Source organism: Citrobacter sp. JUb117 (assembly GCF_024809055.1).
Taxonomy (GTDB): domain Bacteria; phylum Pseudomonadota; class Gammaproteobacteria; order Enterobacterales; family Enterobacteriaceae; genus Citrobacter; species Citrobacter gillenii.
Window position 1 is genome coordinate 217,813 of the sequence record NZ_JANUFB010000002.1, and the last position, 22,616, is coordinate 240,428.

The 22,616-nt window shown below is 51.5% G+C and carries 17 protein-coding genes and 1 pseudogene; 10 read left to right on the plus strand and 8 right to left on the minus strand.

Annotated elements, in window-relative coordinates; translation table 11 throughout:
- The first annotated feature begins 25 nt into the window (after positions 1-25).
- From M2374_RS04925 to yegQ, 3 genes are all read left to right on the plus strand, one after another.
- Positions 26-2,134 carry a DUF4034 domain-containing protein gene (locus tag M2374_RS04925; protein WP_181688966.1) on the plus strand — a complete coding sequence of 703 codons (2,109 nt, stop codon included), beginning with the start codon at positions 26-28 and terminating at the stop codon, positions 2,132-2,134.
- Positions 2,134-2,847 carry a tetratricopeptide repeat protein gene (locus M2374_RS04930; protein WP_181688965.1) on the plus strand — a complete coding sequence of 238 codons (714 nt, stop codon included), beginning with the start codon at positions 2,134-2,136 and terminating at the stop codon, positions 2,845-2,847. Before M2374_RS04925 ends, M2374_RS04930 begins: the two co-directional genes overlap by 1 nt.
- Before the next feature lie 120 nt (positions 2,848-2,967).
- Entirely contained in the window at positions 2,968-4,329 is a 1,362-nt protein-coding gene (yegQ, locus tag M2374_RS04935; protein ID WP_181688964.1) for a tRNA 5-hydroxyuridine modification protein YegQ, read from the plus strand.
- A 245-nt stretch (positions 4,330-4,574) separates the two neighbouring features.
- Here the strand turns inward: yegQ and clpA are convergent, their stop codons facing one another.
- Both clpA and clpS read right to left on the minus strand, forming a co-directional pair.
- Positions 4,575-6,851: an ATP-dependent Clp protease ATP-binding subunit ClpA gene (clpA, locus tag M2374_RS04940; protein ID WP_096756564.1), complete on the minus strand. Its 2,277-nt coding sequence runs from the start codon at positions 6,849-6,851 to the stop codon at positions 4,575-4,577.
- Positions 6,852-6,880: 29 nt separating this feature from the next.
- The gene (gene clpS / locus M2374_RS04945; protein WP_003036810.1) at positions 6,881-7,201 is read right to left on the minus strand and encodes an ATP-dependent Clp protease adapter ClpS; all 321 of its coding nucleotides are present in this window, start codon (positions 7,199-7,201) and stop codon (positions 6,881-6,883) included.
- A 322-nt stretch (positions 7,202-7,523) separates the two neighbouring features.
- Between clpS and cspD the strand changes: the two genes are divergently transcribed.
- Positions 7,524-7,748, plus strand: a complete 225-nt coding sequence (cspD, locus tag M2374_RS04950) for a cold shock-like protein CspD (RefSeq protein ID WP_096756563.1) — start codon at positions 7,524-7,526, stop codon at positions 7,746-7,748.
- Positions 7,749-7,832: 84 nt separating this feature from the next.
- On the opposite strand, the gene macB is transcribed toward cspD, so the two are convergent.
- Together macB and macA are read right to left on the minus strand one after the other, a co-directional pair.
- Positions 7,833-9,779 carry a macrolide ABC transporter ATP-binding protein/permease MacB gene (macB, locus tag M2374_RS04955; protein ID WP_117343262.1) on the minus strand — a complete coding sequence of 649 codons (1,947 nt, stop codon included), beginning with the start codon at positions 9,777-9,779 and terminating at the stop codon, positions 7,833-7,835.
- Complete coding sequence (macA, locus tag M2374_RS04960; RefSeq protein WP_115258079.1) at positions 9,776-10,891, minus strand: macrolide transporter subunit MacA; 1,116 nt, start codon at positions 10,889-10,891, stop codon at positions 9,776-9,778. Before macA ends, macB begins: the two co-directional genes overlap by 4 nt.
- A 169-nt stretch (positions 10,892-11,060) precedes the next feature.
- On the opposite strand from macA, the gene M2374_RS04965 reads away from it, so the two are divergent.
- Positions 11,061-12,008 carry a VirK/YbjX family protein gene (locus tag M2374_RS04965; protein WP_181688963.1) on the plus strand — a complete coding sequence of 316 codons (948 nt, stop codon included), beginning with the start codon at positions 11,061-11,063 and terminating at the stop codon, positions 12,006-12,008.
- Here M2374_RS04965 and M2374_RS04970 read toward each other — a convergent pair.
- Entirely contained in the window at positions 12,005-13,663 is a 1,659-nt protein-coding gene (locus M2374_RS04970) for an ATP-dependent endonuclease (protein WP_181688962.1), read from the minus strand. The two genes, M2374_RS04965 and M2374_RS04970, sit on opposite strands and share 4 nt — an antisense overlap.
- A gap of 369 nt (positions 13,664-14,032) precedes the next feature.
- Between M2374_RS04970 and aqpZ the strand changes: the two genes are divergently transcribed.
- The 4 genes from aqpZ to hcr all read left to right on the plus strand — a co-directional run bounded on the left by aqpZ (position 14,033) and on the right by hcr (position 18,684).
- Positions 14,033-14,728 carry an aquaporin Z gene (gene aqpZ, locus M2374_RS04975; RefSeq protein WP_167456053.1) on the plus strand — a complete coding sequence of 232 codons (696 nt, stop codon included), beginning with the start codon at positions 14,033-14,035 and terminating at the stop codon, positions 14,726-14,728.
- 269 nt (positions 14,729-14,997) lie between these two features.
- The gene (locus tag M2374_RS04980) at positions 14,998-15,897 is read left to right on the plus strand and encodes a lysine exporter LysO family protein (protein WP_181688961.1); all 900 of its coding nucleotides are present in this window, start codon (positions 14,998-15,000) and stop codon (positions 15,895-15,897) included.
- A 154-nt stretch (positions 15,898-16,051) separates the two neighbouring features.
- Positions 16,052-17,704 (plus strand): hydroxylamine reductase, encoded by a 1,653-nt coding sequence (hcp, locus tag M2374_RS04985; RefSeq protein ID WP_096756556.1) that lies wholly within the window; start codon positions 16,052-16,054, stop codon positions 17,702-17,704.
- Positions 17,705-17,715: 11 nt separating this feature from the next.
- The gene (hcr, locus tag M2374_RS04990) at positions 17,716-18,684 is read left to right on the plus strand and encodes an NADH oxidoreductase (RefSeq protein WP_096756555.1); all 969 of its coding nucleotides are present in this window, start codon (positions 17,716-17,718) and stop codon (positions 18,682-18,684) included.
- 222 nt (positions 18,685-18,906) lie between these two features.
- Here hcr and M2374_RS04995 read toward each other — a convergent pair whose 3' ends face one another.
- Positions 18,907-19,743 (minus strand): hypothetical protein, encoded by an 837-nt coding sequence (locus tag M2374_RS04995; RefSeq protein WP_259153991.1) that lies wholly within the window; start codon positions 19,741-19,743, stop codon positions 18,907-18,909.
- Positions 19,744-19,938: 195 nt separating this feature from the next.
- Here M2374_RS04995 and M2374_RS05000 point away from each other — a divergent pair.
- Positions 19,939-20,540: pseudogene (locus M2374_RS05000) on the plus strand (site-specific integrase).
- Between the two features lie 78 nt (positions 20,541-20,618).
- On the opposite strand, the gene M2374_RS05005 reads toward M2374_RS05000, so the two are convergent.
- Both M2374_RS05005 and M2374_RS05010 read right to left on the minus strand, forming a co-directional pair.
- Positions 20,619-21,518, minus strand: a complete 900-nt coding sequence (locus tag M2374_RS05005) for a LysR family transcriptional regulator (RefSeq protein WP_181688959.1) — start codon at positions 21,516-21,518, stop codon at positions 20,619-20,621.
- A 6-nt stretch (positions 21,519-21,524) separates the two neighbouring features.
- Positions 21,525-22,460: a LysR family transcriptional regulator gene (locus tag M2374_RS05010; RefSeq protein WP_310470901.1), complete on the minus strand. Its 936-nt coding sequence runs from the start codon at positions 22,458-22,460 to the stop codon at positions 21,525-21,527.
- Between the last annotated feature and the right edge of the window lie 156 nt (positions 22,461-22,616).

A 22,616-nucleotide genomic window follows, 5' to 3' on the forward strand; every position in this document is an offset into this window, starting at 1 on the left:
TACATCGTAGCCAAAAGGACTGTCCATGGTTCAGGATGAACGCATACTCAACGCAATGCGTGAGATGTGCAATAGCAAACTGCCGCATACTGACGAGCAACGCATCTGGCATATCGCCAATATTCCCGCACTGCTGCGCGAAGCGCGCTACGATGAGCTAGACGCCCGCTTCAACCAGGCGCTGACGGACAGCTTCACCAGCCGTGAAGCTGAAAAGCGTTACTTTCTCGCCTGGACCCAAATGTGCAACCGTTTTTATGATATGGATGCTCTCGTCGATGCAGGTCCGCAAGGATTAGCTCTCATCAAAGCCTGGCAGCACGCCCGCCCGCGCTCGACTCACGCCTGGCTTGCCGAAGCCCAGTACTGGAACCACCGCGCGTGGCTTTACCGTAGCTATGGTTGGGCAGAGGAGACGTCTGCCGCAATGTGGGTTTGCGCCGGGGCCTGCAACGAGCGAATGGTCATTGCCGCATTGAATGCTATCGATTGCGAGCCACGCCAGTGGATGGTTGCCTTATTAACCAGCACCAACACAAAAGTCTTCGGTCAACCCGACTGGTTAATTGAATTTCTTCAGGGTACCGATTTCACCGGGCAACCGCTGATGCAGGTGTTAGCCAAATATCATCAGGATTCGCCGCAGGAAATGGAAACGCTGATGGCCTTTTCCGGGCTTTCTCTGGAAGATGCAGCGTGCCCAAATCTACCGCGTCCAGCGGTACTGCCGGATTGCAAGGGCGATGCCGAGGCTGAATACTGGCTCTCTGTGTGTCTGGCTATTTTTCCGCGCGCATTTTACGCGCTGGATGAATACATTCCATTTCAGATGCCACGCTGGGGTGGTTCACACGAGGGCATTCGTGAATTTCTGGCCTCACCAACCTGCGGCCATCTTTGTGCCGCCGAGCGCGAGCATCTGGAATTATTAATCTGGTGGGACACCTGTCGCGATTTGCGTATTAAGGAACTCGAGTACCCACCGGAACGGGAAACGTTTATCGCCAAAGCCGAAGATATTGCCCAGCGGGCGCATAGCCAAAGTTCTCGTCATCATGCGCTGGAGTGGCTGTTAACCTGCTATAACGATCTGAGCGATCTCGACGCCCTGTGGTATACCATTCAACGTGCGGTCGCGGAAAACCTCAAGCTGAGTCATTACTACACCGTGTACGCGCTAAAATTTGCGCTACGCGACTTCCCGGACACCTGGTGGATTTATAATTTCTTGCACCAGAACGCCAGGCAAACCGAGTTTTACGCCGCCAGAATCTACAGCGGCTATTTCCAGTACGCGGGATTATTCGGGTTTGAAAAAGATGAAACACAGGGTATTGCCGTACTCGATAGCGTAGCTGCACTGGAATATAACAATAACTGGCAGTCAGCCATCAAAGATATTGACTGGCTCGATCTCCCGCAGCATTTTGCCTTACTGGCAGAGCTGGGTGCTCAGAGAAACCTGCCCTGCGCCTACTACTTGCAGGCCCTCGAATACAATAACCCAGACAACAATAGCCTGCTTCCTTATGATCCCGTTACTGCGCTAAATTATTTTCAGCGTGCAGCGGAGATTTTGCACCAACAGGTCGCGCTGCAAGAGAAGACCCCCTATCGACTGGTCGTTAACGCCGGATACCACGCGTATCAACATGACCTGCAGGATATTCACAGCAAAATCGCCGATTGCTACGAACGTTTAGCCCAGCAAGAAACCCATGCCGGCATGCGTTCCGTTTACGAAAAAAACCTGCTTGATAATTTACATCAGGCCGATCGGTTCGGTTCGAAACAAGCCTGGAGCGTCTTCCTGCTGAAACTTCGCGAGGTAAATGATTTTACCCTGGCGCATTCCTATCTGAACATCCTGGAGGAAGAAGGCTACAACGGTACGGCGGAAGCCATGGTGACGCTGTCGTGGCTGTATGGTAATAAACACGACAAGAAACTGTTCAACATGAAAGCCAGTGCGCGCTGGGCCTATTTCTTTATTACGCTTTTCCCGGATCACGCGTTATTTACTGAATTATCTCCGCTACATTTCGATACCCTCGCGAAACGCTGTCGCTTTGCCTGGCATACCTCGAAAATTGCTGATTCAGAACTGCCGAATAAAGATATATGGAACAGATAATGCGCTTAATATTACTCTCCTTCTGCCCTCTGTTGCTGCTTTGCACGCCTGCCAGAGCAGAAATCACCGAGCAGCAGTTGCAAGCTGACTGCGCGAAAGTCCCTACCTACGCCAGCCAGGGTGAGCAGTTCTATAAAGCCAGGAACTATGCCAAAGCGCGTGAAGCCTTTGAAAAACAGGTGACCTGGAGCGAAGGTTGTCAGCTCGATCATAAAACCATGGCGACGGCCTATAACAACGTGGCGCTAACCTGGATGCGTCAGGGTGAATGGCGCAAAGCGCAAGCCTGGCTGACCATTAATCCCAACGATGCCAAATCAATCTACAATCTGGGGCTTATCAAAGAAAAGTTAGCCGCATTGCCAAAAAGCGACTCCCCTGCCGGGGAATACTGGAACTATGCCGGTCTGGCAACCTGGGAAACGCTGATTGTTAAACCTACAGAGAAAAAATCAGACTTTCAGGTTGATTTCCAAGGGTATTATTTCGGCATGATGGCCCTCTATTACGGACCAAACATCGGCGAATTCTCAGAACTGATCACGCTGAATAACAATAAAGGCGTGATTGCACTCAGAGAGAGTGACTACATCCACTGCGATATCTCGCTGACGGTCACACCTGAAGGCATCGACGCCAGTACCGACGATCCGCAAAACTGCGGCTTCGGTATGTACGTGCGCGCCGACGGGCACTATCTGCGGGTTGATTGAACCCGCAAGGTTTACTGTCTCCTCGCTCAGCGCTACAATGCCCGCCCTTAATATGGGGGCACTCCCCTAACCGCCTCACCGAGTGAGGCGAGTCTGACCTGTCATCAGAACGAGAAAATTATGTTTAAACCGGAACTCCTTTCCCCGGCGGGAACGCTGAAGAACATGCGTTACGCTTTTGCCTATGGCGCAGATGCCGTCTACGCGGGCCAACCACGTTACTCCCTGCGCGTACGCAACAACGAATTCAACCACGAAAACTTACAGCTCGGCATCAATGAAGCCCATGAACTGGGTAAAAAATTCTATGTAGTGGTCAACATTGCACCACACAACGCCAAGTTGAAAACCTTCATTCGTGACCTGAAGCCGGTGGTGGAAATGGGGCCGGATGCATTAATCATGTCCGATCCAGGTCTGATTATGTTGGTGCGCGAAAACTTCCCGGACATGGATATTCACCTGTCAGTACAGGCGAACGCCGTAAACTGGGCGACGGTAAAATTCTGGAAACAGATGGGGCTGACCCGCGTGATCCTGTCCCGTGAACTGTCACTGGAAGAAATTGAAGAGATCCGCACCCAGGTGCCGGATATGGAGCTTGAAATCTTCGTTCACGGCGCACTGTGCATGGCCTACTCCGGCCGCTGCCTGCTCTCCGGTTACATCAACAAGCGTGACCCGAACCAGGGAACCTGCACCAATGCCTGCCGCTGGGAATACAACGTGCAGGAAGGCAAAGAAGATGTGGTGGGTAACATCGTGCACAAGTACGAGCCTATCCCGATACAAAACGTTGAGCCGACGCTGGGTATTGGCGCGCCAACGGACAAAGTGTTTATGCTCGAAGAAGCCCAGCGTCCGGGCGAGTACATGACCGCGTTCGAAGACGAACACGGCACCTACATCATGAACTCCAAAGATTTACGCGCCATTGCCCACGTTGAGCGCCTGACCCAAATGGGTGTGCACTCGCTGAAAATCGAAGGTCGCACCAAGTCTTATTACTACTGCGCACGTACCGCGCAGGTGTATCGTAAAGCAATTGACGATGCCGCCGCCGGTAAACCGTTCGATCCGCAGCTGCTGGAAACGCTGGAAGGCCTCGCGCATCGCGGTTATACCGAAGGTTTCCTGCGTCGCCATACGCATGACGACTATCAGAACTACGAATATGGTTTCTCCGTTTCCGAACGCCAGCAGTTTGTCGGTGAATTCACCGGTGAGCGTAAAGGTGAACTGGCTGCGGTTATCGTGAAAAATAAATTCACCGTCGGCGATAGCCTGGAGCTGATGACCCCGCAGGGCAACGTCAATTTCACGCTCGAGCAGATGGAAAATGCCAAAGGCGAAGCGATGCCTGTGGCGCCGGGCGACGGTTACACCGTCTGGATGCCGGTCCCAGAAGATATCGATCTGAATTATGCATTGTTAATGCGTAATTTTGCCGGTGAGTCCACGCGCAACCCGCATGATAAGTAGTTAGTTACGGTTATTTTTCAGCGTTCGGAAGATTCTTAGAAATCGATCACATACCGTTTCGTTCAATAAGGGTATTATCCGTTTCGCTGAAAAACATAACCCATAAATGCTAGCTGTACCAGGAACCACCTCCTTAGCCTGCGTAATCTCCCTTACGCAGGCTTATTTTTTCCTGTAATTTGCCTTTCCGAAAACCAGGCGAAAAAAAACCGGGCATTACGCCCGGTCTGTGATGCGATAGAAGATTAATGTGCGGCTTCTGGCTTGTGCTTTTGTGCACTCTGGAAGCCATAGGTCAGCTCATTTTTCTCTTTATCCAGCGCTACGGTCACCTGTCCGCCGTCAACCAGCGAACCGAACAACAGTTCGTTGGCCAGTGGTTTCTTCAGGTTATCCTGGACTACACGCGTCATCGGACGTGCGCCCATTGCACGGTCATAGCCTTTCTCTGCCAGCCAGTCACGCGCTTCCTGACTCACTTCCAGAGAGACGCCTTTCTGATCCAACTGCACCTGAAGCTCAACAATAAATTTATCGACCACCTGATGGATTACCTCGGTAGAGAGGTGATCGAACCAGATAATGTTGTCGAGACGGTTACGGAATTCCGGCGTAAATACTTTTTTGATTTCCCCCATCGCATCAGTGCTGTTGTCCTGATGAATAAGGCCTATCGATTTACGTTCGGTTTCACGCACCCCGGCGTTGGTGGTCATCACCAGCACCACGTTGCGGAAATCCGCTTTGCGCCCGTTATTGTCGGTCAGCGTACCGTTGTCCATCACCTGCAGCAGTAGGTTGAAGACATCCGGGTGCGCTTTCTCAATTTCATCCAGCAGCAGCACCGCGTGCGGATGCTTAATGACCGCATCGGTCAGCAAACCGCCCTGGTCATAACCGACATACCCTGGAGGCGCACCAATCAGACGGCTGACGGTGTGGCGTTCCATATACTCAGACATATCAAAACGCAGCAGTTCAATGCCCAGCGCTTTAGACAACTGCACCGTCACTTCGGTTTTCCCGACACCGGTCGGACCGGCAAACAGGAACGAGCCCACAGGTTTGTGCTCGTGGCCCAGACCAGCACGGCTCATCTTGATGGCTTCGGTCAGCGCCTCAATGGCTTTATCCTGTCCGAATACCAGCATCTTCAGACGGTTACCCAGATTCTTCAGCGTATCGCGATCGCTTTGCGACACGCTCTTCTCCGGGATCCGCGCTATGCGGGCCACCACGGACTCAATATCCGCCACATTGACGGTTTTCTTACGCTTACTGATCGGCATCAGACGCGCACGCGCGCCCGCTTCATCGATCACGTCAATCGCTTTATCCGGCAGGTGACGATCGTTGATGTATTTCACCGCCAGTTCCACCGCTGCACGTACCGCTTTGGCGGTGTAGCGAACGTCATGGTGCGCTTCGTATTTCGGTTTCAGCCCGTTGATGATCTGCACGGTTTCTTCCACCGACGGTTCCGTAATATCAATTTTCTGGAAGCGACGCGCTAACGCACGGTCTTTCTCGAAAATGTTACTGAACTCCTGGTAAGTGGTTGAGCCAATCACGCGGATCTTACCACTGGAGAGCAGCGGTTTGATCAGGTTTGCCGCATCCACCTGGCCGCCCGATGCCGCACCCGCACCGATAATGGTGTGGATCTCATCGATAAACAGAATGCTGTTGGTATCCTGTTCCAGCTGTTTCAGCAGCGCTTTAAAGCGTTTTTCGAAATCCCCACGGTATTTGGTGCCCGCCAGCAGCGAACCGATATCCAGGGAGTAAAGCGTGCAGTCGGCCATCACTTCCGGCACATCGCCCTGGACAATACGCCAGGCCAGACCTTCGGCAATCGCGGTTTTACCGACGCCAGACTCACCGACCAGCAGCGGGTTGTTTTTACGACGACGGCACAGTACTTGAATAGCCCGCTCCAGCTCTTTTTCGCGGCCAATGAGCGGGTCAATCCCACCCACCCGAGCGAGCTGGTTAAGGTTAGTGGTGAAGTTCTCCATACGATCCTCCCCGCCAGCTTGCTCTTCGTTATTTGGCTGATTACCGGAGTCAGCAGACTGACTCGGTTCGTCTTTGCGCGTGCCATGAGAAATAAAATTCACCACGTCCAGTCGGCTAACTTCATGCTTGCGCAGCAGATAGGCCGCCTGGGATTCCTGCTCACTGAAGATGGCAACCAGTACATTGGCGCCCGTCACTTCATTACGCCCCGAGGACTGAACATGGAAGACCGCGCGTTGCAGCACACGCTGAAAACTCAACGTCGGCTGCGTGTCGCGCTCTTCTTCGCTCTCAGGCAATACGGGAGTGGTTTGTTCAATGAAGGCTTCGAGTTCCTGACGGAGCGCCACCAGGTCCACAGAACACGCTTCCAGCGCTTCGCGGGCCGATGGGTTACTGAGCAACGCCAGTAACAAGTGCTCGACGGTCATAAACTCATGTCGGTGCTCGCGCGCTCTGGCGAAAGCCATGTTTAAACTGAGTTCCAGTTCTTGATTGAGCATAGGCACCTCCCCCAATGTTTATGCCTGATTCAGGCTTTTTCCAGCGTACATAGCAACGGATGCTCGTTCTCCCTCGCATATTTGTTCACCATCGCCACTTTGGTCTCAGCCACTTCGGCGGTAAATACGCCGCAAATAGCCTTACCTTGATAGTGAACAGCAAGCATCAGTTGCGTTGCACGTTCTACATCATAAGAAAAGAATTTTTGTAACACGTCAATAACAAACTCCATCGGAGTGTAATCATCATTGACTAATATCACTTTATACATAGATGGCGGTTTTAGCGCGTCGCGCAATTTATCTTCCGCCAGCAGATCGAAATCCAGCCAGTCGTTCGTCTTACCCATTGTCAGTCGTCATCTTCAGTTACGGTTACCGGCAGAATAACTTGCCGCTGACAAGAGCCTATGCGCACAATCAATCTACCTCAATTATTAGATAACTATCATCTATCAGTGTCATCCGCGACATCTGTCACATATCCGACAATAGCGTTAACTGCTTCAAATTTTGATGCATTTTTACCCGATTCCGCCCGTCTGGCGCTTGACGCCCCGCCTGATTTCTCTAAATTGTAGTCTCGAGAGTTGGCGAGGTTTTGAACAGCCCCCACTCCGCCACCGGTTCATTCCATCTTACTTATATAAGATTTACGAAGGATGTCGAAGTATGGAAACGGGTACTGTTAAGTGGTTCAACAATGCCAAAGGGTTCGGTTTCATCTGCCCTGAAGGCGGCGGCGAAGATATCTTCGCTCATTACTCCACCATTCAGATGGATGGTTACAGAACGCTAAAAGCCGGACAATCTGTCCAGTTTGATGTCCACCAGGGTCCAAAAGGCAATCACGCCAGTCTTATTGTGCCCGTACTTGAAGCAGAAGCTGTCGCATAGCTCTTCTGTCTCATTGTGTACATCCTGCAGACAAAATGCCAGCCCCCAGAGCTGGCATTTTTATTTCTTTTTCAATACAACACGTTATTCCCGCGCCAGGGCATCCACCGGGTCCAGCCTTGCCGCGTTGCGCGCCGGGAGCCAGCCGAACAAAATCCCGGTCGCCGTTGAACACAGGAAAGCCGTCAACAGGGCGAAAGGTGAGAATCCGATTTCCCAACCGGGCAGGAAAAGCTGTAGCGTGAAAGCAATCAGCATCGATAAACTGATACCGAGCGCCCCACCAACGAGACACACCAGCACCGCTTCAATCAAAAACTGCTGCAGTACATCACTGGCGCGCGCGCCAACCGCCATACGAATGCCAATCTCGCGCGTTCGTTCGGTGACGGAAACCAGCATAATATTCATCACACCGATCCCGCCCACCACCAGCGAAATGACCGCCACCAGCGTCAGGAACAGCTGTAAGGTACGCGTGGTTTTTTCAGCAGTTTTCAGAACACCATCCATATTCCAGGTGAAGAAATCTTTTTTACCATGCCGCAACGACAGCAGTCGGGTAAGCTGTTGCTCCGCCTGAGTGCTGTCAAAACCTTCCTTCACGCGAACGGTAATAGAGTTCAGCCACGATTGCCCCATAATGCGCCCGGACATGGTGCTGTAAGGCAGCCAGACCCGCAGAATTTTGCTGCTGCCAAACATCGACTGCTTCTCTTCCGCCACGCCAATCACGGTGGCCGGCATATTGCCGACCAGCACGACCTCACCCACCACCTTCGCTTTATTCGGGAACAACTGGCGTCGGGTGTTACTGTCCAGCACCACCACCTGCGCCCGACCATTTAACTGCTCGGTGTTAAAGGTATTTCCCTCGCTGAACGTCATACCATAGACATTGAAGTAATCGCCGCTCACGCCATTAGCGCTGGCTGCCACGTCGATGTTGCCATAACGCAGCCGTAGGTTCTTCGACACGGCAGGCGTCACGGAGCTGACCCACGGTTGCTTCTGAATCGCCGTCAGATCGTCATACTTCAGCGCTTGCTGATATTGCGGGTCATCGTCACCAAAATCTTTGCCGGGATAGATATCAATTGTGTTGGTGCCGATAGCGCGAATATCGGCCAGTACCAGCTGTTTTGCTGCATCGCCGACCACCACAATCGACACCACCGACGCGATACCAATAATGATGCCCAGCATAGTGAGCAACGTACGCATCTTGTTGGCAGCCATGGCCAGCCAGGCCATGGTCAGCGCCTCGCGAAAACCACTGACAAACTGACTCCAGCCGGATGCCGTCGTTACCGTAGGTTCGGTTATGCCGTGTCCGCTGGCTGTTTTGTGCGACGGTGGATTGCGCACAATTTCACCGTCACGAATTTCAATCACCCGTTCAGCCTGCGCCGCAACCTGCGGGTCGTGGGTGACAATAATCACCGTATGCCCGCGATCGCGCAGCTGATGCAGAATGGCCATCACCTCTTCGCCGGAATGGCTATCCAGCGCACCGGTAGGTTCGTCTGCGAGAATGACCTGTCCGCCGTTCATCAGCGCACGCGCAATACTGACGCGCTGCTGCTGGCCACCGGAAAGCTGGGAAGGTTGATAATCCACACGATCGCCCAACCCCAGGCGCTGCAGTAACGCGTGTGCCCGCGCCAGACGCTGCTTGCGTTCGGTTCCGGCGTAGACCGCTGGCACCTCCACGTTTTGCGCCGCCGTTAAATGCGAGAGCAAATGATAGCGCTGAAAAATAAAACCGAAATGCTCGCGCCGCAGTTGCGCTAACGCATCACTATCGAGCGTGGAGACGTCACGCCCCGCAACCCGATACGTGCCGCTGGAAGGCTTATCCAGACAGCCGAGGATATTCATCAGCGTCGATTTCCCCGAACCCGACGCCCCGACAATCGCCACCATTTCACCCGCCTGGATGCTCAAAGAGACGTCCTTTAGCACCTCTACCTGCCCTTCGCCTGACGGGTAGCTGCGGCGGATATGGCTCAGCTCAAGCAACGCCGTCATTGTGCCGCTCCGGGTTTCGCCTCGCTGATGATAACTTCATCACCCTCTTCCAGCCCTTTGACGATTTCCACATCGGTATCGTTACGGGCACCGATAGAAACTTCGCGCTCGCGGGTTTCGCCGTTGCGCAGCAGCCTGACGTTATAGCGGTTGTCGCCAACAGGCTCGCCCAGCGCCGCCAGCGGGATGGTCAGGACGTTTTTGACGTCCGTCAGTTGGATATGTACCTGCGCGGTCATATCCAGGCGCAGGATCCCTTTCGGGTTGGGTACTTCGAAGCGGGCATAGTAGAAAATCGCATCGTTCACTTTCTCAGGCGTCGGCAGCACATCTTTGAGCGTACCTTCGTAGCGCGTCTGCGGATCGCCCAGCACGGTAAACCAGGCTTTTTGCCCTGGATGCAGGTGAATGACATCTGCCTCGGAAACCTGGGCTTTAACCAGCATGGTGCTCATGTCAGCCAGCGTAAGAATGTTAGGTGCCTGCTGGGCGGCGATCACGGTTTGCCCCTGCAGGGTGGTAATTTGCGTCACTTCGCCAGCCATTGGCGCCACAATACGGGTGTAGTCGAGGTTCGTTTTTGCCGTATCAAGAGAAGCCTGATTACGCTTAATTTGTGCATCAATGGTGCCAATTTGCGCCTGTTTGACCGCCATCTGCGTGGCTGCTGTATCGAGATCCTGCTGCGAAACCGCCTGCGTTTTCGCAAGCTGTTGCTGGCGAGAAAGCGTCACCCGCGCCAGTTTCCACTCGGCCTCGGCCTGCATACGTTGGGCACGTAATTCCATCAGCGTGGCTTCGACTTCTTTGATCTGGTTTTGCGCCTGCTCAGGATCAATAACGCCAAGCAGCTGATCTTTTTTAACTTTATCGCCAATCGCTACGGACAGCGTTTTTAACTGCCCGCTCACCTGCGCCCCGACGTCAACTTTGCGCAGCGCATCCAGCTTCCCGGTTGCCAATACACTTTGCTGAAGATCGCCGGGTCGCACAATTAATGTTTGATATTGCGGCAATGGCGCATTAAGCGTTCGCCAAAGTGCAATTACCGCCACAATAATGATGACGGCGAAGATAAAATAGCGTTTTTTGATTTTTCCCTTGAGCTTCATAAATGTCCCAATTCCCCCAAAACGTCCACCAGAGTGGAGTGTTAAACGTCAACGATAAATAAATAGCCGTTGAAAAGCGCCAAGAATAACAGAGTTATTGATGAATGGTTAAGATCCGCTGTGCTGAAATTACTACAAATACGCCTCAGGTTTCCATCGGATTTATATTATGAGTCAGCTAACTGAAAGCACTTTTCATTCCAGCAATCCTGTCACCAGCTTTAACCTTTTTTACAGCCTAAGCCGTGGTCAATTACGTCCCGGGCAATGCTGGGATAAACGGAGTTTTCGCCGTAAGTTTATCTGGCGTTCTTTACTAATACCCCACCTCACCCGAGAATGGATGACTGAACTGGCTCAGTGGCCGGATCTTGATAGCCTGCTCACCCGCCAGCCCCGACTCCCAGTTCGTTTGCATCGCCCTTACCTTGCCGCTAACTTCGATCGTAAAATGCGCTTAGATGCCGTGCGTTTTCACTATCATGTTATCCGCCAGACATTTTTACCTGCTGAATTTAAAGCATTGTTAAGTAATAGCGGCTTACAACTGGCACAAATTAAAGGCAAAGACGACGAAATATTTACCGTCACCATGATGATGTTCCCGGTACTGGACAAAGAGGGAGAAAGTACCATTCTGGTACAAAATGGCGCTGGAGATGTTCTGACTAAAATAACCTTTACGTTCTGCGAATATCACGGAAAAAGTACGCTTTTTATTGGTGGCATGCAGGGCAATTCACAATTGCCTCACGAGACAACACAAAAAGCAACGAAGTCCTGTCACGGAATTTTCCCAAAACGGATTGTGATGGAAGCGATTTGTCGTTTAGCCGAACGGTTGAATATAAAAAACGTGATGGCTGTCAGCAATGAACAGCATATCTTTCGCAGCCCACGTTACCATGATAAAAATAAGGTTATTCTCTCCGACTATAATGCGTTTTGGGCGTCGGTTGGCGGTGAATGCGACAGCCGCGGGTATTACCATATTCCACGCACGCTGGCACGAAAAAGCGAGGCGGAGATTGCCAGTAAGAAGCGGGCGGAATATCGCCGCCGCTATCAATTACTGGACTCTATCCACGAACAGCTGTCGCTGATGTTCCGCCACTAATCAGCACGTCCGCGTGCCAGCCACAGCACGCGCGAAAACATTTTTCGCAGCAGGGTGGGAACGGCATCAACACCGCGCCGCCCTGCTTCCATCGCCACTTCAATCGCCAGATCCGGTTTTGACGAACGATGAATCGCCTTGGAGATAATTTTACGCATATTCATCGGCACGTTTTCCGGAATTTGTGCCACCCGGTGAAAGACGTCTGAGAAACCCTGGCGATACATAAAGTGCTCCATATCCAGCGCGGGCAGCATCGTCAGGTGATCGCGTTCTTCTTCACGGTCGTTACTCAACAGACTGCGTACGGTGGCGGCATATTTTTTCCCGGCCTCATCGCCATCAACCAACACGTGCCACTCTATTCCCATCCGCCGGGCAAATTTCACCAGCGGCTTAAGCCCGGACTGGGCAAATTCAATCACTTTAATCCCTTCGGCATCAAAGTGATGACCGCACTGACGGGCCAGCTCGTTAATCACCCAGGTTTCCGTTTCGCCTTCCACCAGCAGCCAGCAGCGGGCAAATAATGACGATGCGCGATTAAAGCGAATATGAAAGGCAATCCGCCGCCCGTCTTCGGCGCTCAGCCCACCAGGCCCCAGACGCCAGGCGGCGACACGGGAAGATTCACGCACCAGGCGCACCACATGTTCAACAGGGGTAAGCGACAGCAATTCACCGGAGTTGGTGGTCGCCACACGCTGCAGAGGTAACAGATTCAGCAACTGCCAGGCCACTGACAACATGATGGGGTGCAAACGCGTTTCCGGATCTTCGACCAACAGCAAAGGACGGGCGTCTTTGTCCAGCCTGAGCGTACCTTTGGCCTGGAGCAGCGTTGAAAACAGCCCCAGCAGGATCACGCGATGCGTACGTCCGCCAGGCTTATCAATCATCCGGTTGATAATATCCAGATAGCGCCAGCTACGCTGCTCATTATTGGAACGCCGACGCATCAGACGATAGCGAGACTGGCCCGCACCTTGTTCAGAAAAGTAGTGTTCCAGCAGTTGTACCATCGCCGACAGCCCCTGGCGGATCTGGCCGTCCGTCAGATTTTGTGGCCGGGTTGCCAGTTCACGCGCCAGGAAATCCAACTGGCGGGCAGTCACTTCGACTTCCGCAATATTCGGCACCGTGCCGTTGCGGATACGCCGCATAAAGCGCGCATCGCGCAGTCGCAACACCGGCATCAGACGCACGAGGTGGCAAGCCAGGTCGTTAATATTGTCGAGCGCGAGCGGACACCCTTCGCCATCAAGGAAACTGCGCAGCGTCAGGACGCTACCGTCATCCGCACACTCGCCTTCCAGACGATAGAAAATACGGTGATAGTCATCGTGACAGGGAGACCAGCAGGCTTCCAGCGGACGATAGCGGCGCACCCGATGACGGCCCGGCTGCGATTCACGAAAAGTAAGAATAATATGTAGATGATGTTCCCGGCCCTGAATATCGCCCGGCGGAAACCAGAAGTCTTCACGGTCAAAATGATACAAATCCGATTCCGGTGACAGCAGCAAGGTCAGTGCATCCAGCAGGCTGGACTTACCCCACGCGTTCTCCCCAATCAGCACGTTGTTCTGCTCCAGCATCAACGACAGCCGATTAATACCACGAAACCCAACAATCTCAACGCGTTCGAGAATCATATAGCCTCCGGAAATGCTAACTTTTTCCTTCAAGTTATCAGGAGTATAGCGTCAAGCTGGCGTGCAGAACACCTGAGATCGCACAGACAGAAATCAGAACAATAAAAAATAAGAATATTCTTCTTTAAATTCACGCCAGATATTATTACAGGGGACAACCATTTGCTTTTCGCTAATTGAACTATGCTGTATTCACCTCAACACCAAAAAGGATTCACATCATATTGCCTTAAATCAAATTTTTTCATTAATTTAAGTGGCAAAGGGATGATATTTTTTTCTAGAATACACGCTCTTTAATCATCGTCCCTTTTAGCGATGAAATACCGGGCCAGGAAAACGAACCCGGAACTTTTAATTGAGGTGGTTATGTTCAGGAAATTAGCAGCTGAATTCTTCGGTACGTTTTGGCTTGTGTTTGGTGGGTGCGGAAGTGCCGTGCTGGCCGCAGCATTCCCGGAGTTAGGAATTGGTTTTGCCGGTGTCGCACTGGCATTCGGTCTGACAGTATTAACCATGGCATACGCCGTGGGACATATTTCAGGCGGCCATTTTAACCCGGCCGTGACATTAGGCCTATGGGCGGGCGGTCGCTTCCCGGCAAAAGACGTGATTGGTTATGTTGTTGCGCAAGTTATCGGCGGGATTGTTGCGGCAGCGGTGCTGTATCTGATCGCCAGCGGTAAAGCAGGCTTTGACGCCACGGCCAGCGGTTTTGCATCAAACGGCTATGGCGAACATTCGCCAGGCGGTTATTCCATGCTTTCTGCCATTGTTATTGAAATTGTGCTGACCGCAGGTTTCTTGTTAGTGATCCATGGCGCCACGGATAAACATGCTCCGGCAGGTTTTGCACCGATTGCTATTGGTCTGGCACTGACCCTAATTCACCTGATCAGTATTCCGGTAACTAACACCTCTGTAAACCCGGCGCGTAGCACCGCGGTAGCCCTCTTCCAGGGCGGTTGGGCGTTACAACAGCTGTGGCTGTTCTGGGTTATGCCGATTATCGGCGGGATCCTCGGTGGCCTTATTTATCGCACGCTGCTGGAAAAACGTGATTAATCGATAACGAAAAAGACCTGGCATTACGTCAGGTCTTTTCCTCCCCGCTTTATTTCCTTTTATTTGCAACTTTACTCCCCTCTTTGCTTTCAGTAGTGTGTATACCCGTCATACTTCAAGTTGCAGATGTGTTGGCTGCGCTCTTTCCCCCCAGTCACGTACTTATGTACGCTCCCGGGGATTCACTCCCTTGCCGCCTTCCTGCAACTTGAATTATTTAGGTTATAGTGGCGCATTTCGTCTTACTTCTCAGCAAGGACCGGGTTTTCATGTTTTCAGGGCTGTTAATCATTCTGATTCCACTTATTGTGGGCTATCTTATTCCGCTTAGGCACAGAGCGGCATTAAAACTCATCAATCGCCTGTTGAGTTGGATCGTTTACCTTATTCTCTTCTTTATGGGTATCAGTCTGGCGTTTCTGGATAATCTCGCCAGCAATCTGCTATCGATATTGCATTATTCTGCGGTCAGCGTGACGGTCATTCTGCTATGTAATATCGCCGCGCTGTTGTGGCTCGAGCGTTCACTTCCCTGGCGGCACAACCATCGGCAGGAAAAGCTGCCATCACGCATTGCCATGGCGCTGGAGTCGCTACAACTTTGTGGCGTTGTTGTGCTGGGGTTTCTGCTGGGACTCACCGGGTTCTCATTCTTACAGCACGCCACCGAAGCCAGCGAATATACGCTGATCTTTTTATTGTTCCTGGTAGGTATCCAACTGCGTAACAGCGGCATGACCTTAAAACAGATTGTGCTGAATCGTAGGGGGATGATTGTGGCCGTCGTCGTGGTGGCAAGTTCAATGCTGGCTGGCGTGATTAATGCGCTGATCCTCGGGCTGCCGCTAAAAACCGCGCTGGCGATGGCCTCGGGTTTTGGCTGGTATTCCCTGTCCGGCATTCTGTTGACCGAGTCATTCGGTCCCGTCATTGGCAGCGCCGCCTTCTTCAACGATCTGGCTCGTGAGCTGATCGCCATTATGCTGATTCCGGGCTTAGTCGGCCGCAGTCGTTCCACCGCATTAGGACTGTGTGGCGCCACCTCAATGGATTTCACCCTACCCGTTTTACAACGCAGCGGCGGGCTGGAAATGGTACCTGCGGCCATCGTTCACGGCTTTATTCTTAGTCTGATAGTGCCTTTGTTGATGGCCTTTTTCTCCGCCTGATACAGCACAAATACCCCTCTGGCGGTAGTCACCTACCGCCAAAATTGCGCTAAATCAATCTCCCTGCAAGTAGTAGCAGAAATCCCTTTAATCCCTTCGCGCGCAGGCATAATCTTAAACATGTATATTAAATATAACTTTAAAAGGTGTGACCATGTTTTGTGTGCAATGTGAACAAACCATCCGTACTCCGGCAGGGAACGGCTGCTCTTACGCGCAAGGTATGTGCGGTAAAACAGCAGAAACCTCCGATCTGCAGGATCTGCTGATTGCTTCCCTACAAGGTCTGTCTGCATGGGCTGTTAAAGCGCGTGAATACGGTATCATCGATCATGAAGTGGATAACTTTGCCCCGCGCGCATTCTTCTCTACCCTGACCAACGTTAACTTCGACTCCCCACGTATCGTCGGCTATGCCCGTGAAGCCATCGCCATGCGTGACGCCCTGAAAGCGCAGTGTCTGAACATTGATGCCAACGCAACGGTTGAAAACCCAATGGCTGACCTGCAGCTAGTGAGCGACGATTTGGGCGACCTGCAGCGCCAGGCGGCTGAATTTACCCCGAACAAAGACAAAGCGACTATCGGCGAGAACATTCTCGGCCTGCGTCTGCTGTGCCTGTACGGCCTGAAAGGTGCGGCAGCTTACATGGAGCACGCGCACGTTCTGGGTCAGTACGACAACGATATCTACGCGCAGTACCACAAAATCATGGCGTGGCTGGGTACCTGGCCTTCCGATATGAACGCTCTGCTGGAGTGCTCTATGGAAATCGGCCAGATGAACTTCAAAGTGATGAGCATTCTGGATGCCGGTGAAACCACCAAATACGGTCACCCAACCCCAACTCAGGTCAACGTTAAAGCGACCGAAGGTAAATGCATCCTGATTTCAGGTCACGACCTGAAAGATTTATACAATCTGCTGGAGCAGACCGAAGGCACCGGCGTTAACGTCTACACCCACGGTGAAATGCTGCCAGCGCACGGCTATCCGGAACTGCGTAAATTCAAACACCTGATCGGTAACTACGGCAGCGGCTGGCAGAATCAGCAGGTTGAGTTCGCCCGCTTCCCTGGCCCAATCGTGATGACCTCTAACTGCATCATCGATCCAACCGTTGGTGCATACGACGACCGCATCTGGACCCGTAGCATCGTCGGTTGGCCGGGTGTGAGCCACCTCGAAGGCGACAACTTTGGTCCGGTTATCGCGCAGGCACAACAAATGGCAGGCTTCCCGTACAGCGAAATCCCACACCTGATCACCGTAGGTTTCGGTCGTCAGACGCTGCTGGGTGCTGCTGATACGCTGATCGACCTGGTGAGCCGCGAAAAACTGCGTCACATCTTCCTGGTCGGCGGTTGCGATGGCGCACGCGGCGAACGTAACTACTTCACCGATTTCGCCACCAGCGTACCGGACGACTGCCTGATCCTGACCCTGGCCTGTGGTAAATACCGTTTCAACAAACTGGATTTCGGTGATATCGAAGGTCTGCCTCGTCTGGTTGATGCCGGTCAGTGTAACGATGCATACTCTGCCATCATCCTGGCCGTGACCCTGGCTGAGAAACTGGGCTGTGGCGTGAACGACCTGCCGCTGTCTCTGGTGCTCTCCTGGTTCGAACAGAAAGCGATTGTTATTCTGCTGACCCTGCTGTCTCTGGGCGTGAAAAATATCGTCACTGGCCCGACTGCACCAGGCTTCTTCACGCCGGACCTGCTGGCTGTGCTCAACGAGAAATTCGGTCTGCGTTCCGTGACCACCGTTGAAGAAGACATGAAGCAGCTGCTGAGCGCGTAAGGAGTTAAGTCATGACAATGCCAACCCATCAGTGCCCGTGGCGGATGCAGGTTCATCACATCCATCAGGAAACGCCGGATGTATGGACGATTTCGTTGCTGTGCCACGATTATTATCCTTATCGTGCCGGGCAGTATGCACTGGTCAGCGTACGTAACTCAGCGGAGACGCTACGTGCCTACACCATCTCTTCAACGCCAGGCGTTAGCGAGTACATCACGCTGACCGTCCGCCGCATTGACGACGGTGCGGGTTCACAGTGGCTAACCCGTGACGTGAAGCGCGGCGACTATATCTGGCTGTCTGATGCCATGGGTGAGTTTACCTGTGAAGATAAAGCAGAAGACAAGTTCCTGATGCTGGCGGCCGGCTGTGGCGTGACGCCTATCATGTCGATGCGTCGCTGGTTGGCGAAGTACCGTCCGCAGGCCGATGTGCAGGTGATCTTTAACGTTCGTTCGCCGGAAGATGTCATTTTTGCCGACGAATGGCGCGAGTATCCGGTGACGCTGGTCGCTGAAAACAATGCCACCCATGGCTTTGTTTCTGGCCGACTGACCACCGACCTGCTGAAAAGCGTACCAGACTTAACTTCACGTACCGTGATGACTTGCGGCCCTGCTCCGTACATGGATCTGGTCGAAAAAGAAGTGAAAGCGCTCGGCGTAACGCGTTTCTTTAAAGAACAGTTCTTCACGCCGGTAGCGGAAGCCGCCACCAGTGGTCTGAAGTTCACCAAGCTACAACCGGCAAAAGAATTTTATGCGCCGGTAGGCAGCACGCTACTGGAAGCACTGGAAAGCAATAAAGTGCCGGTTGTCGCCGCATGCCGTGCAGGCGTGTGCGGCTGCTGCAAAACCAAAGTGGTTGATGGTAACTACACGGTTTCCAGCACCATGACGCTAACCGATGCGGAAATCGCCGAAGGCTACGTACTGGCCTGCTCCTGCCACCCGCAGGGTGATTTAGTGCTGGCGTAGTTGCTGAGCATCTGAGATTAAAAGGCTGCCTGGTTATGCTGGGCGGCCTTTTTTTTGCTTGTGAGGCACGTATGGTGATTTGCAGGTTGTGTATGTTGAGGTGATTGTCTGCCATGTGCCAGGAGCGGGAGTTATCCACTTCCTTCCAGATCAATCAATTTGATTAAAAGAGTCTTATTAATGTTAAAATGTACAGTAAAAAAACAAGAGCATGGTTATTATTTATATGTTTTTAAAATATTCTTCCATGTCTTCCATTTGATGACTTACAATCTCAGTAACACCAGGTATTAATGGAAATAAATAGTTTCTCCTATCTTGTTCAAAGAAGAATTTTAACAAGGCTTCACAAGATTTGACGTACATACCAATATCAGTAGATAGTAATTCTGAAAGCACTTGAGAAGTAGAACTGGATTTACTGTGAATTATCTCATTTCTTAACTCCTCTAACTTTTTAAAATGTCCCCAGAATGGTTTTTGAGCAGGAGAAACGCAATGATAAATATCCGGGAGTATTTTAGAAACTTTTTCTGTGGTAGATACCCATCTTTCAATACCTAGCTTGTCATAAACTTCAACAACCCCGGTTTTGTTTGAAGGTTTTTTATAAACATAATCATCTGGAATAGCTGAGTTACACATCGCCTCTATAGCTTTGTAGCTAAATACTATTGCCTTTTGAACTTCTTCCAGGTAATCATAAATTTCAACCACATCATTTTCATAAAATTTTTTGTTTTTATCTTTTCCTATTTTTTGAACGATTAACTTTCTAAGTCCTTGTGACTTTTTAAGTGAGCCATTGGCGATATGCATTGATAATGATATTTCATTTGGCCTAGATAAAGATATTTTTTTATTTTCTATTTTTGCATCTATAGACTCTTGCAATATCACGCACTTGTCTTGCTTCACATCTACACACACCACAGGTGTATTTGAACGAAATATGAAGTGTATTTTTTGCTTATCATTGGATGCTTGAGACCAATTATCAATGCTGTGTGAAATTATATAATCAGAACCAACTGCGAGCACTCTTGATTTATCACTCATAATACCCTCTATTATAGATAATAATAAGATTTTGTATATATTAGCATTGATAGTTCATGCATGCGAAAGGTTTATAAAAAGACATTCAAAATGTTAATAATGCCTTTAACAATTGTAATATGTATTGCGGATTTCCGCTTCTCGCTCATAAGGGACAACCATACTAAAATCTCCCACATTGCAGGAGATTTTAGTATGAACACGTCACCGTGGAATAAAGACCGTATCATAGGCCAAAAAAGACCACTTCAGATATCTCATATCTGGGGGATCCGAATCCGGCTTGAACTGGAAGGTAAAACGCGTGATTTAGCTCTGTTCAATATGGCCTAGACAGTAAGCTACGAGGCTGCGATCTGGTGAACCTCAAAGTATCTGATGTTGCATATGGTAGCTCGATTTCAAGTAGAGCAACGGTACTGCAACAGAAAACCGGTAACCCTGTGCAATTTGAGATAACCAAAGGGACAAGAGAAGCTGTTGCTGCATTGATAAAGCTTGGCAATTTGCACAGTAAAGACTTCTTGTTTCGGTCTCGGAACGGAACTAACCGGCACATATCAACCCGACAATACAGCCGAATTTTTCATGGGTGGGTAGAAAAGTTTGGTCTCGAAGCTTCGCTTTACAGCACACATTCCATGAGAAGAACAAAACCTTACCTGATATACAAGAAAACCAAGAATCTCCGGGTGATCCAACTTCTGTTGGGCCATAAGAAACTGGAAAGCACAGTCCGTTATCTGGGCATCGAAGTCGATGATGCGTTAGAGATCTCTGAATCGATTGAAGTCTAAGGTTGTCAGGGCTGCAATAGCAGCCCTGTGCCAGGAGCAGACGTTACAATATGTTGTACTTTCGGCTCGAATATTTCTTTATTCTTGTGGCTCATAGCGTAGCGTCTCGATAATCAGTGACAACGCTGGTAAGAGCTGGCGTTCGCTGGAATAGAAGATATGGAAACCCGGCTGTACATGGCACCAGGCTTCAAGAACCGCCTGCAAATGACCACTCTCCAGCCAGGGGCGTGCAAGCATTTCCGGGAGATTAGCCAGCCCATATCCTGCCCGCGCAGCATCAAGAGCCGCATAAACAGAATTAAAGATCAGCGGCCCTTCAACACTGCATGTCAGATTGATATCTCCCTTCTTCAATTCCCATGCTTTAATCCCCTCCTTCACCGAAAAACGGGTGTTAATACACGAATGGTGGCTTAAATCACCAGGCGTCAGAGGAGTCGGGTTATCCCTGAAATACTCAGGGGAAGCGACAATCACGGTTTGCAGATCGGGAGAAACCGGCACAGAGGCCATATTTTTGCCAACCCGGTCTCTCGGTCTGATACCGGCATCAAAACGTTCGCCAACAATATCGGTCAGCGCAGGATCGTTAACAACCTCCAGTTTGACATCCGGATATTTCAGCAACTCCCCTGAAAGGCGAGGCCACACGAAAGTGTTAAATGCAAAATCCGAAGCCGTGATTCTGACAGTCCCGGCGATCTTACTGCCCAGCTCACGTAATGAGGCCAGCTCATCCGCAATAACCGCAAACCGGGGCGATACGCGTTCAAGTAACTGTTCACCTGCCTCAGTGGGAGAGACGCTGCGGGTGGTTCTGGTCAGTAGGCGTAACCCCAGCCGCTCCTCAAGCTGGCGGATCGTGTGGCTCAGCGCTGATTGGGATACCCCCAGTTCCGCCGCCGCACGGGTAAAACTGCGCGCACGGGCGATGGTAATGAAGGCCACGATGTCCCGGTAGATTTCATCCGCCATAGATTATTACGCCTTTTCCTGATAACGCAGAGCCCCGACCATCAACGTCATGGCCCGTGAATGCTGCCGTCGGTTGGGATAATAGAGATGGAGTCCAGGCCAGAGCGGGCACCACGACTGAAGCACGGAAACCATCAGACCCGAATCAATCCAGGGCTGAACCATATCCAGCGGCAGATAAGCAAGACCCAACCCCTCTTTCGCCGCATCAAGGATGTCATAAGCGTTGTTGCATATCACCGGACCAGTAACCCTGATATCGAAGGTGCGCTTGCCATCCGTAAACTCCCAGTCATACAGGCCGCCATAGGTTGATGTTCGCAGCCGGATGCACTGATGCCGGGCGAGTTCATCAGGTATGCCGGGAACAGCATGCCGGGAAAAATAGTCGGCGGAGCCCACCACAGTATTTTTCACATCGGGGCCGATGCGTACAGAGATCATATCCTGTGCCAGCTCCTGGCCAAAACGCACCCCGGCGTCATAGCCTCTGGCGGCGATATCCACGCTGGCATATTCGCTGATGAACTCAATGGTGATATCCGGATATTGCTTCAGGAAGGGGGAGAGTTTAGGCCATAAAACGGAGCGGATGGCGTAATCAATTGCGGTGATGCGCAACGTCCCCGTCGGCATGTCCCGGAGATCGTTGAGAGCATTAAGTTCATTATCGATTTGCTGAAACTCTGGAACGAGGCGATCCACAAGATGCTGCCCGGCCATCGTCAATGTGGCGCTGCGGGTGCTACGCAGCAGAAGGCGAACGCCCAGCCGTTCTTCAAGGCCGCGAATGCTCGCGCTCAGCGCAGGCTGTGTAACGCCGAGCTTCGCCGCCGCCCGGGTAAAGCTCCCCGTTTGCGCGACGGCGATCAATGCGATTAAGTCACCAAAACCTTCACGAGCCATCGTCAACCTTACCTGCCCCGCAGGGCCTGTTGTCATATCGTCGTCAGATTAATGAATTCTATTCATGAATGCAAGAAAGCAACCACTCTGGTTTACGGCCTCCCGATTCAGTAAATTACCCGTCAGGAAATAACGAATGACCACCACGGAATATTAATACGTGAATATCTTTCGTTTTCAGCCGTTCATTGT

Bases quoted from the DNA above. Each gene is read 5' to 3' on its own strand.
- M2374_RS04965 (WP_181688963.1), top strand. From the start codon at position 11,061: ATGAGTCAGCTAACTGAAAGCACTTTTCATTCCAGCAATCCTGTCACC.
- M2374_RS04925 (WP_181688966.1), top strand. From the start codon at position 26: ATGGTTCAGGATGAACGCATACTCAACGCAATGCGTGAGATGTGCAAT.
- M2374_RS04995 (WP_259153991.1), bottom strand. From the start codon at position 19,743: ATGAGTGATAAATCAAGAGTGCTCGCAGTTGGTTCTGATTATATAATT.
- yegQ (WP_181688964.1), top strand. From the start codon at position 2,968: ATGTTTAAACCGGAACTCCTTTCCCCGGCGGGAACGCTGAAGAACATG.
- clpS (WP_003036810.1), bottom strand. From the start codon at position 7,201: ATGGGTAAGACGAACGACTGGCTGGATTTCGATCTGCTGGCGGAAGAT.
- M2374_RS05005 (WP_181688959.1), bottom strand. From the start codon at position 21,518: ATGGCGGATGAAATCTACCGGGACATCGTGGCCTTCATTACCATCGCC.
- macA (WP_115258079.1), bottom strand. From the start codon at position 10,891: ATGAAGCTCAAGGGAAAAATCAAAAAACGCTATTTTATCTTCGCCGTC.
- cspD (WP_096756563.1), top strand. From the start codon at position 7,524: ATGGAAACGGGTACTGTTAAGTGGTTCAACAATGCCAAAGGGTTCGGT.
- aqpZ (WP_167456053.1), top strand. From the start codon at position 14,033: ATGTTCAGGAAATTAGCAGCTGAATTCTTCGGTACGTTTTGGCTTGTG.
- M2374_RS04970 (WP_181688962.1), bottom strand. From the start codon at position 13,663: ATGATTCTCGAACGCGTTGAGATTGTTGGGTTTCGTGGTATTAATCGG.
- clpA (WP_096756564.1), bottom strand. From the start codon at position 6,851: ATGCTCAATCAAGAACTGGAACTCAGTTTAAACATGGCTTTCGCCAGA.
- M2374_RS04930 (WP_181688965.1), top strand. From the start codon at position 2,134: ATGCGCTTAATATTACTCTCCTTCTGCCCTCTGTTGCTGCTTTGCACG.
- macB (WP_117343262.1), bottom strand. From the start codon at position 9,779: ATGACGGCGTTGCTTGAGCTGAGCCATATCCGCCGCAGCTACCCGTCA.
- hcr (WP_096756555.1), top strand. From the start codon at position 17,716: ATGACAATGCCAACCCATCAGTGCCCGTGGCGGATGCAGGTTCATCAC.
- M2374_RS05010 (WP_310470901.1), bottom strand. From the start codon at position 22,460: ATGACAACAGGCCCTGCGGGGCAGGTAAGGTTGACGATGGCTCGTGAA.
- M2374_RS04980 (WP_181688961.1), top strand. From the start codon at position 14,998: ATGTTTTCAGGGCTGTTAATCATTCTGATTCCACTTATTGTGGGCTAT.
- hcp (WP_096756556.1), top strand. From the start codon at position 16,052: ATGTTTTGTGTGCAATGTGAACAAACCATCCGTACTCCGGCAGGGAAC.